This is a genomic window from Desulfomonilaceae bacterium, assembly GCA_041662605.1.
In the GTDB taxonomy this organism is placed as follows: Bacteria; Desulfobacterota; Desulfomonilia; order Desulfomonilales; family Desulfomonilaceae; genus CAJBEZ01.
The window spans coordinates 120,155-137,797 of record JBAZSD010000002.1 but is presented as its reverse complement, the minus strand read 5'-3'; the positions used below and the strand labels follow the sequence as shown (position 1 = coordinate 137,797).

General features: G+C 47.2%; 13 protein-coding genes and 1 tRNA gene. 10 read left to right on the top strand and 4 right to left on the bottom strand.

Annotation, left to right across the window (positions count from 1 at the left end; translation table 11 throughout):
• Positions 1-23 precede the first annotated feature (23 nt).
• From WC647_02045 to yqeB, 4 genes are read left to right on the top strand one after another with little or no spacing between them, the layout of a single operon-like run.
• A complete protein-coding gene (locus WC647_02045; GenBank protein ID MFA6221075.1) occupies positions 24-1,052 on the top strand; it encodes an FAD binding domain-containing protein in 1,029 nt (342 codons plus the stop codon).
• On the top strand, positions 1,049-1,528 hold the full coding sequence (locus WC647_02040; GenBank protein MFA6221074.1) for a (2Fe-2S)-binding protein: 480 nt from the start codon (positions 1,049-1,051) through the stop codon (positions 1,526-1,528). Before WC647_02045 ends, WC647_02040 begins: the two co-directional genes overlap by 4 nt.
• Positions 1,529-1,533: 5 nt before the next feature.
• On the top strand, positions 1,534-3,873 hold the full coding sequence (locus WC647_02035; protein MFA6221073.1) for a xanthine dehydrogenase family protein molybdopterin-binding subunit: 2,340 nt from the start codon (positions 1,534-1,536) through the stop codon (positions 3,871-3,873).
• Positions 3,874-3,885: 12 nt separating this feature from the next.
• The gene (yqeB, locus tag WC647_02030) at positions 3,886-4,746 is read left to right on the top strand and encodes a selenium-dependent molybdenum cofactor biosynthesis protein YqeB (GenBank protein MFA6221072.1); all 861 of its coding nucleotides are present in this window, start codon (positions 3,886-3,888) and stop codon (positions 4,744-4,746) included.
• 87 nt (positions 4,747-4,833) lie between these two features.
• Here yqeB and WC647_02025 read toward each other — a convergent pair whose 3' ends face one another.
• The 4 genes from WC647_02025 to WC647_02010 all read right to left on the bottom strand — a co-directional run bounded on the left by WC647_02025 (position 4,834) and on the right by WC647_02010 (position 9,695).
• Positions 4,834-6,189: a secretin N-terminal domain-containing protein gene (locus WC647_02025; protein ID MFA6221071.1), complete on the bottom strand. Its 1,356-nt coding sequence runs from the start codon at positions 6,187-6,189 to the stop codon at positions 4,834-4,836.
• 413 nt (positions 6,190-6,602) lie between these two features.
• Positions 6,603-6,902: a hypothetical protein gene (locus tag WC647_02020; protein ID MFA6221070.1), complete on the bottom strand. Its 300-nt coding sequence runs from the start codon at positions 6,900-6,902 to the stop codon at positions 6,603-6,605.
• A gap of 44 nt (positions 6,903-6,946) precedes the next feature.
• Positions 6,947-7,032, bottom strand: a tRNA-Leu gene (locus WC647_02015).
• 107 nt (positions 7,033-7,139) lie between these two features.
• The gene (locus tag WC647_02010; GenBank protein ID MFA6221069.1) at positions 7,140-9,695 is read right to left on the bottom strand and encodes a DNA internalization-related competence protein ComEC/Rec2; all 2,556 of its coding nucleotides are present in this window, start codon (positions 9,693-9,695) and stop codon (positions 7,140-7,142) included.
• A gap of 289 nt (positions 9,696-9,984) precedes the next feature.
• Between WC647_02010 and WC647_02005 the strand changes: the two genes are divergently transcribed.
• The 6 genes from WC647_02005 (at position 9,985) to WC647_01980 (ending at position 17,642) form a co-directional block, all read left to right on the top strand.
• Positions 9,985-10,734 (top strand): RodZ domain-containing protein, encoded by a 750-nt coding sequence (locus tag WC647_02005; protein ID MFA6221068.1) that lies wholly within the window; start codon positions 9,985-9,987, stop codon positions 10,732-10,734.
• A gap of 34 nt (positions 10,735-10,768) precedes the next feature.
• On the top strand, positions 10,769-11,107 hold the full coding sequence (locus WC647_02000; protein ID MFA6221067.1) for a hypothetical protein: 339 nt from the start codon (positions 10,769-10,771) through the stop codon (positions 11,105-11,107).
• Positions 11,108-11,392: 285 nt separating this feature from the next.
• Positions 11,393-12,928: a hypothetical protein gene (locus WC647_01995; protein MFA6221066.1), complete on the top strand. Its 1,536-nt coding sequence runs from the start codon at positions 11,393-11,395 to the stop codon at positions 12,926-12,928.
• 54 nt (positions 12,929-12,982) lie between these two features.
• Entirely contained in the window at positions 12,983-13,762 is a 780-nt protein-coding gene (locus WC647_01990; protein MFA6221065.1) for an A24 family peptidase, read from the top strand.
• 171 nt (positions 13,763-13,933) lie between these two features.
• A complete protein-coding gene (locus tag WC647_01985) occupies positions 13,934-14,902 on the top strand; it encodes a phosphate ABC transporter substrate-binding protein (protein MFA6221064.1) in 969 nt (322 codons plus the stop codon).
• A gap of 145 nt (positions 14,903-15,047) precedes the next feature.
• On the top strand, positions 15,048-17,642 hold the full coding sequence (locus tag WC647_01980) for an ABC transporter permease subunit (protein ID MFA6221063.1): 2,595 nt from the start codon (positions 15,048-15,050) through the stop codon (positions 17,640-17,642).
• Position 17,643: the final 1 nt, after the last annotated feature.

Here is a 17,643-nt window from a genome sequence, read left to right as displayed (position 1 = left end):
AGAGGACCATTTCGGAGGATAGTATGCGCTTACCACCTTTTGCTTATGATCGACCTCGGGACCTATCCGAGGCTCTGGAACTTTTAAACTCCTATGGCAACGACTGCAAGGTTCTCGCCGGCGGAACAGATCTTTTGGTTAGAATGAAACATGGTCTCGTTGCGCCGACGCATTTGATAAGTTTAAAGGCATTATCAGAATTGGCGGAAATCAAGGAAACTGGTGACGGTCTCCAGATCGGAGCTGCCGTTAAACTGTCGGATATTCTGGAATATCAGCCGGTTCGTGACCGCTGGCCCGGCCTCTTTGAAGCTGTTAACGCAATTGGAGCTCCTTCCATTCAGCATTTTTCCGGGACTATTGGGGGCAACCTGTGCCAGGATAACCGCTGTCAATTTTATGACCAGTCCAAATTTTTTCGGGCAGCGAGACAAACCTGCAACAAAGCCGGCGGGAGTACATGTTTCGCGTGGAAAGGCGGATCAGACAAATGTCATTCCGCATGCCAATCAGACTCTGCTCCAATTCTGATTGCAATGGACGCCAAAGTCGTCATTAAGTCCAAGGACGAAACTCGGACCATGCCTCTTGAGGAACTGTATTCTTCTGTAGGAGAGCGCCCATTAACCCTTGCCGACAACGAGATGCTCACTGAAATTCTTGTTCCGGCTCCGGTTCCGGGCGCTGGGACAGCTTTCGAAAAGCTTGCCTACCGGTCTTCTATAGATTATGCGATGGTTTCGGCGGGCGCTTTTGTACAAACTGAAGGTGGTAGAACAGTTCGGGCCCGCCTTGTAATAGGCGCTGTGGCTAGAGGCCCACTCTCAATCGCTACTGTCGAGAAAACTCTCAAAAACAGGCCCGCTGGAGATCAACAGGCAATCAACGAAGTGGCGATTGACGCCATGAACACGGCCGAGGCTTTTATTGCCAACAACATGACGCAACCTGTTGAATACAGGACTAAAATGGTTTCGGTAATAGCCAAACGGGCCCTAACACGGGCTACAGAGAGGGCGGTTTCTCAGAAAGGCTTTTTGGAGGCAAAATGAACAAACAGCCATTAGAAATTACGATTAACGGGGAAAGCTGTTCCCTGGCGGTAGACCCAAATCGCACACTCTTAGAGCTTCTTCGAGAGGATTTGGACCTGACCGGAGCGAAAGAAGGGTGCGGAGAAGGGGTCTGCGGTGGCTGCACTGTCCTGATGGACGGCAAGCCTGTCCGTTCCTGTTTGACACTGGCTGTTGAGGCCTCGGGAACCCACATTACGACCGTTGAGGGGCTCGCTCAAAATGGCGAAATTGATCCCCTGCAGCAGTCATTTATTGATCATGGCGCTGTTCAATGCGGGTTTTGTACGTCCGGTATGTTAATGGCAGCCAAAGGATTGGCGCTCAACAACCCGCACGCTGGAAAAAAAGAAATCATAAACGCTATGAGCGGGCACATTTGCAGATGCACTGGATATACAAAAATTATCGAGGCAGTGGAAGCCGTGGTGGATAGGTCAAAGGAAAAGAGGTAGAGACAATGCCCAACTATGCGTTCGTTGGAAAGAGTATGCCCAGGGTAGATAGTAGGGCCAAAGTCACTGGCGAAGCCCTTTTTACGGCCGACATCAAACTTCCCAAGATGTTGGTGGGAAAGATCCTCCGAAGCCCCCACCCTCATGCCCGAATTGTCAATGTCGACATTTCGGAAGCGCTTCGAGTGCCGGGAGTAAAGGCGATAATTACCGGACGGGACGTTCTCCAGAGAAAATGGGGGGTGTTCGGTTATACTCAGGATCAGCAGTTTCTCCCAGCAGACAAAGTAAGGTTTATTGGGGAAGAGGTAGCAGCCGTAGCGGCTGTTGACGAGGACTCGGCGCAACGAGCCATAGATTGTATTCGTGTCGATTACGAGATTCTTGAAGCGGTCTTTGACGCTATGGAATCACTATCTCCGACCGCTCCGCTCCTTCACGACGACTTTCCGCAGAATATAAATGTCCACGTCCCTATCAATGTAGGAGATGTTGAAAAAGGCTTTGCCGAATCCTATTACGTCCGGGAAGATACTTTTACAGCATCTGAGGATTCATATTTTCAGGGTGAGCCATATGCCGTGGTGGCCCGTTTCGACATGGACAACAACCTTGAAATCTGGATGCCGAACGCTGGTCCTCATATGAAGGCCAAGCCTTTGTCCAACGCCTTGGGTATCCCACTCAACAAGATACGGGTTCGAAAAATCACCATTGGGGGCGCTTTTGGCGGTCGTAGTGAAATAGCGCCTGCGGATCTTATATGCGCCCTGTTGGCCCGCAAGAGTGGCAGGCCTGTGAAAATCGTTTATACCAGGGAAGAGAACTCCATAGCGACTCGCCAGGGACACGCTCTGATCACCACAATAAAGACAGGTGTCAGAGAGGATGGTAGAGTAATCGCACGGGATGTGACCTGCTATATGGATGGTGGGGCTTACAGCTCGACAGGTCCAATCGCTGTCAGTGTGCCTTTCTTGTGCATGGAGCAGGCCTACAAAATGGATCACGTTCGATACAATGGGTACAGAATTTATACCAATAAACCCCCACGCGGTATGATTAGAATACATGGCAGGGCCTTCGCCAGTGGGGTAGATACCCAACTGGACATGATCGGCGAGCATTTGGGGATTGATCCGGTCACCATGCGACTTATCAATGCCCGGGAACCCGGGGAATTTACCAATACCAAATCTCATGTTGCAAGTTGCGCCATGAAGGAAACCATTACTAGAGCCGCTGAAAAATCAGGTTGGAATGACAAATGGGGTAAACTTCCACCTTTGCGCGGAATTGGCATCGGTTGCAATTCCGTTCAGACTGGATTCCCCATGGGTATTCGGGGCGGGTCTCTAGCCATAATCAAACTCAACGAAGATGGAGGAGCTACTGTCATTTCTGGAGTGGTGGATAACGGTCAGGGAAATGACAATATGCTGGTTCAAATTGCCGCCGAGGAACTCGGCATTCGCACTGAGGATGTTCAACTCGTTACAGCGGATACCGAGGTTACCCCCTCTGACCCGGGCGCCTATTCGCAGGTTTCTACCTTCATTGGTGGACATGCGGTAAAGAACGCGGCCGAAAATGTTCGAAGACAGTTATTCGAGACTGCGGCTAAAAAACTCAATGTAAAGGTGGACGACTTGATAGCGCGAGACCGCATGATTTACGTCAAAGATTCCCCAGACACAAGCATTCCCCTGAAAAAGGTAGTCAGGATGCTTTTAGCCCAGGGGAAATCGGTCAGCGGGCAAGGGGACTACTGGCCCAAAGTTGATCCTAAGAGAGAGTGGGTCAAGAATCCTTTCGGACAGATGTGCGGAGCTTTTTCGTTCGGAACTACGGTGGCAGAGGTTGAAGTGGATCCCGAAACCGGCAAGGTAACTGTCCTGGAAGTGACTGCGGCCCAAGACGTCGGTTTTGCTCTGAACCCGCTTGTTCTCGAAGGCCAGTTTCAGGGGTCCATTGCCATGGGAGGCCAGGGCGGGATTCTAACTGAAGGACACGTTTGGGACGGAGGCTCGGTATTAAATCCTACACAACTGGATTACAAAGTGCCTTTGGCTTGTGACATGCCCAAAATTAATACCATCATAATTGAATCCAATGACCCGGAAGGTCCGTACGGATCCAAAGAATCCGGAATGTCAATCGCTATGTCGGCGGCTCAGGCTTATGCGGCAGCGGTCAGTAATGCAATCGGAGTTTACATGACCGATTTTCCTTTAACTCCGGACAAAATTTTGGAGGCATTGCAAAACAAAGTGGAAGGTGAGATCCCAAATCAAGATGAAGGTGTACCGGAAAAAGGCCTCGAAGTGATGGTTCCGGCGGTTTAGGTCTGTATCCATATGATCAAAAGCCATGCAAAACTGTTGATGCTCTCTGATTTGAAAATACTGATTCGTGGGGCAGGGGAAATGGCGACGGGGTCCGCCTGCCGCCTCTACAATTCGGGGTTCTTCAGAATCCTGATGACTGAAATCGAAAAACCTCTCGCAGTCAGACGTGCGGTCAGTTTCTGTGAGGCTGTATACGAGAAAAGCTGGACAGTAGAGGACGTAAGGGCGGAACTGGTAAATCATGTCGAAGAAGCTCATGAACTTTGGGCAAGGAAAAGCATTCCGGTTCTTGTGGACCCTCCAGCCTCCTGTTTGAATGCGTTTCAGCCTGATATCCTTATCGACGCCATACTTGCCAAGAAAAACACAGGGACTTCAATGCAGGACGCTCCTTTGGTGATAGCGCTTGGCCCAGGTTTTTCTGCTGGTAAAGACGCTCACTACGTTGTGGAGACAGCAAGAGGCCACCAACTGGGCCGGTTAATTTCTAGCGGTTACTCCTTGCCTAATACCGGTATACCCGGCGACATAGCTGGACACACAGGGTTAAGAGTGCTAAGGGCACCCACAAAAGGGGTTTTCCTCTCTGAGTTATCTATAGGGGCGCATGTGGAAGAAGGCCAGTTGATAGGACTTGTGTCCAATAAACCCGTAAATGCCAGGTTGAGCGGTGTTTTGAGAGGATTGATTCGACCTGGGACCTCAGTGGCGCCAAATCTCAAGATAGGAGACATAGATCCTCGCGGCGAGGCGTCTTACTGTGTGACAATTTCCGAAAAAGCTAGAGCTATCGGGGGGACAGCGCTCGAAGCGATACTTAGGGCCTACAACTCAACCCTGGCTCTAACTAACCGGGACAGGTTTGAATAGAGGCCAATTCTACCTGCTGCTGAACAACAATTTCCTGAGCTAGTTGTTTCGATTTGTAATTTGACCAACTGCAAAAGTGAGTTCATCCTATTTCGGCTTGAAAACTACCTTTGGACTGATAAATACCAACAATTCGTCCGTCTCTTTGGACTTTGTTTTGTTGCTGAACAACATTCCTACTATGGGCAGGTTCATCAGGCCTGGCCAACCCTCACGACGTCCTATGACCGTATCCCTGATTATTCCGCCTATTACGCATGTCTCTCCATCGCCGATGGTCATGGTGGTATGAGCCTCCCGTTCCAAATATAATTCTCCCGTTGTGGGCAGAGGGTTCGGCTCGTTATCAGTCACCGTGATTATCAGTTTTATTCTTTTGTCTGCGAGAATTTTGGGTGTTACCTGGAGTTTTAGGTCAACTGGAACCAGATGCGAGTTGGTGCCCCACTGTGGTGAAGAAGTCTGAACATTGAGCACTGAACCACTCTTTATGACAGCGTTAGATCCATCCGAGACTTGAATGTTGGGGCGAGCCACTGTCCTGGCCTGTCCCTGCGCCTCTCCGATCTGAAGGCGAAAGTCAAGTTCAGTAATATATTGATTAGCCAGGAGTCCAAATTGCATTCCCAACCCCATGATGTCACCCAGGTTCGCGACGCTCGCCGGAAGATTGACGGCAAGTCGGGAGGGTATTTCACTCGATGTTATGGTCCTGCTGGTAGGCTGCTGCGTTCCGTTTACGAAGATTGTCTGTTTGAGGTTAGCCCCCGTGGCTGTATTGGCGGGATATCCGGATTGATTTCCTGTTATGCCCCAATAGCTTGATCGATCTGTTTTAACACCCCCGAATTGGTTGTTTCTACCGCCCCAAAGAATCCCAATGCCTCTGCTCCAATCCTTGTTGGCTCGAACAATGCGGCTTTCAATGCGAATCTGGGCTTCCGGCTTGTCCAACGATTTGATGATCTTTCTTATTTGTCTGATCCTGCTGGCCGTATCTCTGACAAAAATCAACGACTTTCTGTCGTCCGGCCAAATCAGAGGTGATTCGTTATCGGGTCTTTCAGCCCTAGGTCGTGCACGGTGGCGAGATCGCTTTTTATCTGGTTCTTTTCGGTAAAAGGTTTCTTCTTCCTTCTTTGGTTCAGTCGATTGTCTAATCGCATCATCCACCGTGAAATTATTTTCACTGGCGCTCTTGTTGTCATTTGTGATTTCACGGCCATGATTGAAAAGACCTCTCAGAATCTTGGTAATTTCAGACGGCAGTCCATTTTTGATTCGGACGGCTTCATACAAGAAAACCCCATTCTCCGTTGCCCTCTCGTTATAACCTTCGAGAGGATTAACTCCCACAAGGATTAGAACGATCACCGTAATGAAACGCGAAAACCTGGGAATCTTTTGGATTACAAAACAAGCGAAAAACAAAATGCGAAACATTTTTGAACGGCCCCCCGAAAAATTGTAAGTTTGAGCCGGATTTATATTTTTAGTAAGGATTCAGTAGCAGTATACTTAGGGATATGTCTAACCGAACGCTGATGACCAGCCTTTTTGACCTGCATCAGTCCATAATTAAAACACTATGATCAGTGGGTTATGCCGATTAGCTAATAAAACGGTTTACCATAAGCGTTCATAAACTGCAAGAACAAATCTGCTTAGCCTTTTTATTTTTGTTAAGCGCTTTTCACTTCTAAAAAATTTCATCCCGAATATAATGCATTCATGGAAACATATATTCTAACAAAAATAATTGCGGTAGGCGCTCTTATTGTAGCTGTAGGGCTGTATTACTATCTCTACGAATTCTGAATGACCCCTGGGTTTGAAGAGAATCGAGAAAGTTTTTTTCAAAAGGTTCTGAGCATGTACTCAAGGTCCGATTCGCGGTTCAGCGGACTACGGATCGACTGTTGATAATCTTCCCAGCGGTTCTTCCTGTCCCACCTCCAGGATTGGTACGGGTCCGGCATCATGCGAAAGTAATATGGTGTGACAGGAGCGCTCTGCTTTGTTGGAGGAGGGGGGTAATACCCCGGAGGGGCGTAATAATAGGGGTAATAATAAGAGTAATACTGGGCTGGAGCCTCAGAATATTGGGAAAACACAAACGCGCAGCCTAAAACGGCTATGAACATAAGCTTTTTCATTGTATAACGCTCATTTCCTGTTTGTTTTCATCATTTCGATCAAATGGTGCGAGAGGGGGGACTCGAACCCCCATGGGTTACCCCGCCGGATCCTAAGTCCGGTGCGTCTGCCAAATTCCGCCACTCTCGCTCTGAACCAACTCAATAATTGTTTTCAGGCGCAATTATATACTGAAACGTCGTTTCGCGCAAACTTTGATGGACCACGACCATTCGTCTCAACTTGGTTCATTCTAGCTAATTCTTCATGGCATTCGGGAAAGACAGTTTTTTGTTATCTTTCCCTGTAATAACCTTTAACGAGTTGATTCCATCTGTCTCTATGGTAATAGCCCCATCTTTACCGGTCCAATAAACTGAGGCTCCCGCGTCAGTTAAACGATCAATTACATTTACGTCGGGTAAACCCCCTTTTGGCGGATATTCGGCAGATATTACGGCGATTCTGGGATGGACCGATCTTAAGAAGTCCCGAGATGTCGCGCTCGTTTTTCCGCCGTGGTGAGGTACTTTCAGGACAGTTACTGAAAGCCTTGTTCCAGTTCCCAACAGTTCGTTCGCTCCGCCTCTCTCGAGGTCTCCTGTGAACAGAGCCGAGAAGTTTCTGTAGTCCAGTCTCGCCACAACGGATATGTCATTAATTTTGGCGCTATTCGCCAGTCCCGCAGACGCTTTGGGGTGGACAAAAGTTATTCGGGTAGAGCCGACAAGGATCTCTCCTATGGAGGTGTCTGCGAAGGTAGTTTTTGTTCCGAGCGAACGAGCAAAGGACGTTAGGTTGGTAACTCTTGAGTCTGATTCTCCGGCTGGATTTATGAACAAAGTTTCGGTCTTGAAATTCTCCAGGATTGTTCCTGTCCCTCCCATATGATCGGCCTGTGGATGGCTTATTATTATAGCCTCAAGTTTACTTACGGCCTGCCACAGAAGAAATGGGGCGATGATTGAACGGCCGGCGTCGAAATATGGCGTTCCGGGACCCGTGTCTATAAATATCCCCGACGCTCCTGGTGGCTTGATAAAGGTAGCGTCGGCGTTACCTACATTAAGGAAAACTATTCTAAGAATAGGGGAATTTTTCAGAACGACCTGACCTACAAGCAAAGACCCAATCAAGATCCCCCAGCTCGATAAGGCGATCAATCCAACCTTTTTGGTTGGCTTCAACAGAAAACAAAAGGTCACCAACGTAGTGGCGCAGGAGACTAACAATCCCCAATACCCCAGGTTTGGAATTTTTAGAGTCGCCCATGGTAATTTATCGGTAAACACGGCTATTTTTATCACAATCCACACGAAAACATCCGCCGGCGCCAATAACCATTGGCCTATTTCAGGAAAGAACGCCCCGAAAAAAGTCGAAATTAACCCAAGAGATAGCCCGACAGTCAAAGCGCAATCAGCGGCCAGATTGGCCGGTATTGAATAAAGAGGAACAGAATGGAACATGTGAACTATCAGCGGCGTGATTGCCATGGTGGCCGCAAAAGAGGACAAAACTATGGCCAAGATTGGGCGTTTTATAGCGCCAATCGAGAAGCCGGGTTTTTCTTTCGAGCCGATTTTTTCCAAACTGGATGCTGAGGCTGAATCCAGATTCGGATTGGAAATTCTTAAGAAAAATGGGCTCTTGATAATAATCAATATTCCCGAGACAGCGGCGAATGATAGCTGAAAACTGGGTGTAAAGATCGAAAAGGGATAAAAAAGAACGATCAACAACGCTGACAACGCCAAACTGTTTAAGGAATCCCATTTGCGCTCTGAAATCAGAGCAAGCGCCAACGTAACCCCAACGATTCCAGCGCGCATCGCTGGCGGTTTCAATCCCACCAGAAAGCAATAGACACTGATTGTAGGAATGCAAAAAAACGCAGCGATCTTTGGCAAAGGGATCCATAGCAATAGATAAGGAAAGAATCTTAAGAGGAGTTTGGTTGAAAAAAATGTCATGGCCGCAACTATAGTTACGTGCGAGCCCGATGCTGAAAGCATGTGAACGAGGCCGCTGTTTGAAAAAGCTTTGTTCAATTCACTGTCGATTTCAGCGCGATCCCCCAATATAATTCCTTTGTGAATCGCTTTGATCGCTGAGGCGTCGGCAGGGCTGAAGAAACGGCCGGAGTACTTCTCGAGAAATTTGGACATCGATTGACGTAGCCTTGAAAGGAGAGCATACGGACTGACCGGCGATCCAGTTCGTAAAATGACAACGGATTGAGGACCGCGAGCGTTTACCAACCAGTTTATAGACTCGCTCTTGCAGTCCATCTCCCAATCATATTCGCCTGGGTTTCCGCGGTTGGCAGGAATACGGACGCTTGACCGAAACGATATCAGATCTCCTGCGATCAGCGGCGCAGAGTTCTCTCGAAGACTCAACCGGCCACGACCAGGGAGTTCAAGATTTTCATCTACAAATTGTCCTGACTCAAGTAGTATGATTCTGTAATCAGAGCTATTCGCTAAAACGCGCGAGACCCTGGCTGTGATTACTCGTTTCTTTGATGATAAGATGTTCTCAGGAGTAACCTTCGAAGAATCAGTCGCCAGAGAAAAGCCCAGGAGAAGAAAAGCCGAAACGAGGAACGACCATACAAGGACCTGATTCTTTGTGGCCTGAGTGGCAATTCCAAGCCCTAAGGCAAAAACTAGGAATAAAGTGATTATTTTTTCATCAATTGGTTTGGACCATAGGCGAGCCAGGAGAATACCCACTACCATGGCTATAAATGCTATAGACGCCGGCCGCGCGATGATCCATTCCCCTAAAGAACCGTATTTTTTGATCATTGAAATGTTTCTGGAATTAGGGCGTAGCGTCCTAAATTAAATGCCGAGAAAAACTTTAAGCGCTTTCAAGAATTTTTCCCCGATCCTTACGCGGAGGTTGAATAAATCCTTGATCAACACAATACGTGATGATAATCGAAATGTAACGATTTCTCACGAACAAAAAAGTCGAGTGTTCAGGAAATCGCTAGAGTTCAGCTATATCACATCTTCTATTCAATGGGACCGGAATCTTGTTGGTCTTAATGTGATAGTTCTCATTTCCCAATCCGGACAGGTCATATAAGTTATGGAATCTTTTGGACTGTACCTCAAAGAACTTAGAGAAGAGAAAGGTAAGAGTCTGGAAGATATCTCCCTCAGCACAAAAATAGCTATGACAAATCTGGATTTTCTGGAGAACGATCGATACGATCTATTGCCCCCACTGGTTTTTGTAAAAGGTTTTGTAAGATCTTACGCTCGTGAACTTGGGCAGGATGTTGACGACACTGTCAAGAAACTTGAGGATTTCATTGGCGAACAGCAGCCCCATAGCCTTGTAGAAGAAAAGAGCCTGGTCCCCGTCGAATCGAGTCAGCATGGGCTATCATTTGTTCAGAATGTATGGTTCAACAGGGTATTGACAGCCGTTGGCGCGTTGTCCCTGTTGATCCTGGTTCTGACAGGAGTTAGTCGAGTTTTTTTAGAGGGAGATCACAAAGCCAATGATACAATAAGCAAAACAGGAACTCCTGTTAGCGCGCAACCTGGCCGTCGTGAAAAGTCTCGACCTTCTCTAACAACGGTTAAACCAACCCAAGCTGGAAAGAAAGTCCTTGAAATAAAAGCCATAGCTAACGCTTGGGTCCGCGTGGAACCTGATAATGGCCCAGCAGAAGAAATGTTGATGTCCCCTGGGGACATACAGGTTTTTACCGCAAAAAATAATTTTAGAGTTATAACAGGAAATGCGGGTGGGATCAGAATGAGATTTGACGGTCGAGTAATGCCAGTGCTCGGGAAACCGAATCAAACCTTGGCGTTGACCCTACCTTAATGATTTGACAGGCATTTGTTAATCAGGAGTATTAATGTCCGAAAAAGAAATAAAACTTCTCCTCGTTGTTCCCATAGGTTCGCAGGAGGATTTGACGTTTGTGGTGGAGTCTGAAGAGTGGCACACTGTGCAGGATATTTTTAAGAAAACGGGAACATCTTTTCTGCGCGACTGGAACGGAAATTACGTCGTGGATCTGGATGAAATTCCGTGGAAGGCCACTCCTGAAGAAGTTGGATCTCTCAAGGTCATAGAAGGAAAAGTGGTCGCAGTCAATGACTCCAAGTACAAGATCTCCCAACCAAAGAAACTCTATAAAGATAAAGAATCATTCTATGTTTTGGAGAGTGATGTGGTGGATCTTTTCATCTAACTTGATACAGGTTTAACGGTTAGCCTATAATCATTAGATTGAATCGGCTCTGATGGTCGTCCGTTCGCCGTAAACGGGGGAACAGAAACGATGAAACGAAATAGGGCTAGGATAAGGCAGAAGAAAAGGCTCTCGGCTCTGACAAGAAGACGCAAGATGACTGAGGCGTTCCGAACCTTGGATGGATCAATTGAACCGGGAGCAATGTCTATTTGGGAGAAAAATGCGCTAAATTCGCACATATCCCAAACGCCTACGACTGAAATATCGACGAACAAAATATAATTGAACGAGAACAATCAAATAAGGGGGCTATTCGCGACAGCGATTCTTTCAAGAATTCGAGCGCTTGATTATCTTAGGCGCTCTGAGTTGATTGCGTCAGTGTGTGTCAAACAAATCCCGACTGAATCCGTTCCAGAATATCTGCAGTCAGAGATTTTGGAAAAAGATCGCACGAATTATTCAAAGCCCAACTTCGCAAAGAATCACAGGCTGATTGAACGTGCCATGCTGGAGGCTCAACACTGGTACGACAGGGGGATTCATGTCAGTAGCCCAACAGAGTCTCAGATGTTTCGAACGTGCGTTGACATTTCCTCTGTGATTTTCACATTAGGAGACTTGGGCATCTTGAATAACCCAACCGCAATGATACTGAATTCACGAAAATCAAGGTCAATAGGCTCAAATACACCCTGGCTCAAAAACACTGTTAAATTGACTCGATACGCCATGAAAAACCAGTGGACGATGATTTCCTCCTATGGTTCGATTTCCTATCTCATGGTCGCGTGGTTGGCTCGATTCAGTGGCCTGGTCATGGTGTGTGACTCTCCATTACCGTTCATGATCGATGGGATGCATAAAGATGAATTCCTAAAAGAGTTTGAAGATATTTTTCGAATGGAAAAGTCACTCTTTTTATCAGGATTTTCTCCGGGTCGCTTACCGGAGATCAAGCAGCGATGGAGATTAAGAGACCAACTTGCCGCTTCGCTCTCCGACATCCTGATTCCCTGTGAAATCACACCGTCGGGTAACATGTCAGAGATACTTCGTGTAGCTAGAGTTTCCGGCAAAATTGTGGTCAAGAATTTCCCGGGTCATGAACAGGAACCGTCCCTGGCAAAAAAATCGACCAAAACCATAACAACGGGCCCTGTTGCTCAACAATCGGAGGTTGTTCCAAAACAAAACAAATTTGATCCTTTTAGCGTTTCGGGGGCAGCCAGGCCCAAAGAAATTCTTCTCACACATTACACCAGAGCCTGTCACGGGCCATGGCCCGGTCAGACGTGGTCGGATTATTTGAGAAGTCTGGAATACGGAGATTCTGGTTGTTCGCACACTGCCTTTGACACATTGAGACGAATCATTCAGGAGAAAAGAATCCGGTCCAGTTCAAAATGGGTTAGAGGAAACTCACCCGTGGTTTGCCTTACGGAGCAAAAGCCTGAGCAGTTCCATGTAATCTGTAAATGGCGAAGAGGGTTAATGAGAAAGACATTCGAGCCTTACGGAATAGCGTTCAGTAGAAATTGTTTGCTTAGAAAAGGGGCTAGAAAGGTGACTTATATTCGTGAGGACAAGTTCAAGAGTCTGCCGAAAGAATCCAAGGTCTTCTTCCAGTTGATCTCATGCTCCGATTTGAACTGGTTTGAAGAAAAAGAATGGCGTATTGTAAATGATCTGGATTTTTCCACCATTGATTCATCGGACTGGTTCGCCATTGTTCCGGACGAGGAGGAAGCTCGCGGTCTGGTTAATCAAATTGGTTCAGGCGAAATTCGTGTTTTAGTAACACATTATAAGCGCTAGTTGGTTAGGCCGTGGTCCCAATCCGAATGGGTCAGAGAAAGGCAGAATTCCCTAGTGAATACCGCTGAAAGAATTTTAACTTCATTCATCGTCTTGGGATTTGGTGTTTTCATAGGTTCTGTCGTGAATCGGATCACGCGCTATTTTCTTAATGAAATATCCCGGGTAGATGAAAGAACGCTAACTTCATCGAAATCAGTCAGTTCGATCCATCTGGCAAGAATTTTTCTCTGCAGGACCCTTGACTCACATGATTTAAAGCATGAGATCCGTAAAGAAATTATGGTGGAACTCCTCTGTGGCATTGGATCGTTGTCAATATTTTTAAAATTCGGTTTAAGCCCGGTTTTCTTCACGCTGATTCTGTTCCTTGCCATGTTAATCGCCATTTTCAGGATAGACATGGAAAAGATGATTATCCCTGACATCATTTCTCTGACCGGCGTAGTATTTGGTTTTCTGTTTTCGAGCCTTGAGTTTTTACCTGACATGAACTGGAAATCATCTGCTGGTGGAGTTTTGCTTGGAGCCACAATCCTATATATTCCGGCGTACCTGTACAAACTGATCAAGGGCGCGGATGGTCTGGGAGGCGGAGATGTGAAGCTCATGGCGATGGTCGGAGCGTTCACTGGGGTAGAAGGGACGATATTCACTTTGTTCGTGGCCTCATTCACCGGATGCCTTGTAGGACTTATCGGCGCTTTGTACAAGAGGATATCGTCAGATTCATTGATCCCGTTTGGTCCATTCATATCCTCAGCGGCAATTCTCTACGTGTTGCTGGGGAAAATCATTATTACGGATTTTCTCCGTTTCCCTGAATTTTTCTAATAGCGAATCGTATCAATAATAAACGAAACGTCATTGTCCAGGCCATTAGGCGTCTTTTCCAGGGCTCATGAATTTCTAGCAATGCGCTAACACTATGCTAACAATTCATTGAGACCTTACCAGCAACATGCGAAAAATCTGCCACGGGACTATTTCTATCGGAGGAGCAAAATGATGTTGAAGTTGTCATCGTTTCTTATAGCCGCAGGGCTGGCTTTTACTCCAATGGCCTCAGCAATGGATCTTGATCCAGGATTGACTTCGTATCAAAAGGTAAGCGGCGTCTCCGGCTCCGTCAAATCAGTCGGTTCAGATACATTAAACAACTTGATGACTTTTTGGGCTGAGGGTTTTAGGGCCGCCTATCCTGGAGTAAAGATCTCAATAGAAGGCAAGGGCTCCTCTACTGCGCCGCCTGCTTTAATAGAGGGAGCGTCGCAATTCGGTCCTATGTCGCGTGAGATGAAATCCAAAGAAATTACCGATTTTGAAAAGAAATTTGGTTACAAACCTTCAGTTGTTAGAGTTGCTGTTGATTCTCTGGCGGTGTTCGTCAACAAGGATAACCCTATCAAGTGCCTGACCATGCAGCAACTTGACGGAATCTTTTCAAAAACGCGCAAGAGCGGCGCCAAAGACATAAAAACGTGGGGAGACGTTGGTTTGACGGGAGAATGGGCCGACAAACCCATTTCGACTTACGGTCGTAACTCTGCAAGCGGCACTTACGCTTATTTTAAAGAAATTGCGCTGTTCCACGGCGACTATAAAGACACAGTAAAAGAGCAACCCGGGTCTTCGGCTGTTGTTCAAGGTGTGGCTAATGACAAGTATGCGATAGGATATTCAGGTGTTGGGTACAAAACACCGGATGTCCGCACAGTTCCTCTTGCGTCCAAAGACGGGGCCAAGTGTTACGAAGCGAACGCTGAAAACGCATATGACGGAAATTATTCATTAGCGAGGTTTCTGTACATATATTTCAATAAAAAACCGAATGAAGCTCTAAATCCGTTGATGGCCCAGTTCTTGAGGTACGTTTTTTCCAAAGAGGGCCAGATGATAGTTGTTAAAGATGGTTTCTATCCTGTTTCTAAAGCGTTAGCCGAAGAGGATCTTGGTAAAGTCGGATTGAAATAGACTTCATAATATAGACTGAATTATTATTCGTGAGATGGGTGACCTGGTATGTGGTCACTACGTCTCACGTTTATTTTTTCTGGTTCATCAATAAAACAGTGAATCACTTCCCAATGGCGAGCCGGTAAATTCAAAGGATATTGTGATGCGAAGATTTGGCGTAGAAGGCCGAAAAGAGACCAGCCCATGGGTCCTGTTTGCTGACAAATTGGCGGATAAGACCATAACAATTGGTGGCGCCCTGGTCATCGCAGCGGTTATGGGCATGACGATTTATCTCGTCTATGAGGTCCTTCCGCTGTTTGGAGGGGGCAAAGTCCTTTCGGCCAATGAATATAACGCTCCCTTGAAACCCAAAGACGTCGTTGATTTGACGATTGACGAACATGACACTCTTGCCGCCGCTGTTTCAAAAAACGGTCTGGTATATATATGGCATACTAAAACTGGGGCGCCCGTCCAAAATCTCTCCTTCGATTTTGGAGGTAAAGAACTCACTTCTATTGGAAAAACCATTGATAATAATCATCTTGCGTTCGGGTTTTCCGACGGAACAGTTAGGTTGGGCGAAATAGACTCCAGAAACGAAATCCTGGCGCCTGAACAAGCGCCCAAAGATACTATAGAATTAGACGCCAGAGATAGTTCCGGACCAGGGACGATTTTTTCAAAGATCCCAGGGAAGGGATTGAGGAAAGTTTATGTCGAGCTAAAGCTAGACCCTGAAATAAAAGTTTCTGAAACAGGAAGTCCAATTGTAGCATTGGACTATCGTCTGGTGGATTTTGGTGATCGGCCCAAGAGTTACCTTGCAGTGGTCGACGCGTCAGGGGCCGCACATTTCCTCACAACCGAGACAAAGACCAATATGCTCACCCGGAGCCGCGCTACTAGCGTCAATAAGATTGCTTTGCCCATTCCAAAAGAAAAATTGAATTTTAGATACGCCATCATTGACGATACCGGCGACAATGTGATGCTCGCGGACAAAACGGGGCGGATGTTCAGATATAATGTTCGGAATGAGTCCAAGCCGGAACTTGCGGAGACCCTTCAATTAACTCCTCCTGGACATGAATTAACGGTGTTCAGTACTTTGCTTGGGGCGAGGTCAATAGTTGTCGGCGATTCAGCGGGAGATCTGTCAATCTACTTTCTACTGAAGAGAGCTGACGCCAAGTCGACTGATGGAATGACATTGGTTCAAACGCGGCAGTTTGCTCCTCAAACCTCGGGTGTAACCGGATTCAGCGCAAGTCAAAACGGAAAGACATTTGCTACACTGGATGGGAATGGCGCAATCTGGTTACGTCATGGTATCAGCCAAAAAACGCTTATCCAACTCGGGGGCGAGAATAATAACTTTTCAGCAGGTGTGATTGCGCTTTCTCCACGTCTGGATGGTTTACTGGCCATTGGGCCCGACGGGAAAACCGCATTCTGGAGACTCTCCGTACCGCATCCGGAAATTTCCTGGCGAACATTGTTTGGAAAGGTGTGGTATGAGGGTTACCCCAGTCCCTCGTATTCTTGGCAATCTACAGGAGCTACCGACGCTTTTGAGCCAAAACTCTCTCTTGTTCCATTGATATTCGGCACATTAAAGGCGACTTTCTATTCCCTGCTTTTTGCAGCGCCTCTTGCGCTGCTTGCGGCTATTTACACATCCGAGTTCGTGCCGAGCCACATTCGTGGGAAGATTAAACCGGTTATGGAAGTTATGGCCTCATTACCATCCGTCATTCTCGGTTTTGTAGCGGCCATGGTCCTGGCTCCGGTGGTAGAGTCCTGGATAGCCGCCGTAATTCTTGCTTTTGTAGTAATGCCTTTGACTCTGGTTTTATCGGCTTATCTCTGGCAATTGCTCCCGACAAGGGTCGCGTTGAGACTTGAAGGTTTGCCGAAAATGATTCTTATGAGCTTGTCAGTGTCCGTGGGTGTTACCGTGGCATATTTTCTCGGACCTCTATTCGAAAAAGTGTTCTTCGGCGGGAACCTAAAAGCTTGGTTAAGCGGCCACCAGGGTAGCGGCCTGCCCTTTCTCTTCCTGATGGTATTACCTTTAGCAGGATTGACGGTTAGCTACCTTGTTTCCAAGACCGTCGGACCTGCGCTGAACAACTATATAAAATCCCTGAAAATGCCTTATGGAGCGATAGTCGATTTCTTGCGTTGGCTGACCTTGGTATTGGTCACAGTGGTCGTTTCATATCTTCTGTCAGCCTTACTGGCTGCAATTGGATTAGATCCCCGGGGATCCATCGTAGGCGCTTATATACAGCGAAATACCCTGGTTGTCGGTTTTGCGATGGGATTTGCCGTCATACCGATCATATACACTCTCGCTGAAGACGCCTTGAACGCGGTTCCCGATCAACTCCGTTCAGCCAGTCTCGGCTGTGGGGCGACCCCGTGGCAGACGGCGATGTGGGTCGTGTTACCAACCGCAATCAGCGGCGTTTTTTCTGCAATTATGATCGGAATGGGGCGAGCTGTCGGTGAGACGATGATAGTAGTGATGGCCACAGGTAACACCCCGGTCATTGACCTAAACATATTTAGCGGGCTTAGGGCGCTCTCGGCCAATATTGCGGTGGAACTTCCCGAAGCCCCAAAGGATGGCACGCTTTACCGAACTCTTTTCCTAACGGGGCTGGTTCTTTTTGCGATGACTTTTGTCATAAATACGTTGGCGGAAATAGTTAGGCAGCGATTTCGCAAGAGAGCGCTAAAGCTTTAAG

What these genes read in the sequence shown, in the direction of transcription:
- WC647_02045 (MFA6221075.1), top strand. Translation starts at nt 24, where the DNA reads ATGCGCTTACCACCTTTTGCTTATGATCGACCTCGGGACCTATCCGAG.
- WC647_02040 (MFA6221074.1), top strand. Translation starts at nt 1,049, where the DNA reads ATGAACAAACAGCCATTAGAAATTACGATTAACGGGGAAAGCTGTTCC.
- WC647_02035 (MFA6221073.1), top strand. Translation starts at nt 1,534, where the DNA reads ATGCCCAACTATGCGTTCGTTGGAAAGAGTATGCCCAGGGTAGATAGT.
- yqeB (MFA6221072.1), top strand. Translation starts at nt 3,886, where the DNA reads ATGATCAAAAGCCATGCAAAACTGTTGATGCTCTCTGATTTGAAAATA.
- WC647_02025 (MFA6221071.1), bottom strand. Translation starts at nt 6,189, where the DNA reads ATGTTTCGCATTTTGTTTTTCGCTTGTTTTGTAATCCAAAAGATTCCC.
- WC647_02020 (MFA6221070.1), bottom strand. Translation starts at nt 6,902, where the DNA reads ATGAAAAAGCTTATGTTCATAGCCGTTTTAGGCTGCGCGTTTGTGTTT.
- WC647_02010 (MFA6221069.1), bottom strand. Translation starts at nt 9,695, where the DNA reads ATGATCAAAAAATACGGTTCTTTAGGGGAATGGATCATCGCGCGGCCG.
- WC647_02005 (MFA6221068.1), top strand. Translation starts at nt 9,985, where the DNA reads ATGGAATCTTTTGGACTGTACCTCAAAGAACTTAGAGAAGAGAAAGGT.
- WC647_02000 (MFA6221067.1), top strand. Translation starts at nt 10,769, where the DNA reads ATGTCCGAAAAAGAAATAAAACTTCTCCTCGTTGTTCCCATAGGTTCG.
- WC647_01985 (MFA6221064.1), top strand. Translation starts at nt 13,934, where the DNA reads ATGATGTTGAAGTTGTCATCGTTTCTTATAGCCGCAGGGCTGGCTTTT.
- WC647_01980 (MFA6221063.1), top strand. Translation starts at nt 15,048, where the DNA reads ATGCGAAGATTTGGCGTAGAAGGCCGAAAAGAGACCAGCCCATGGGTC.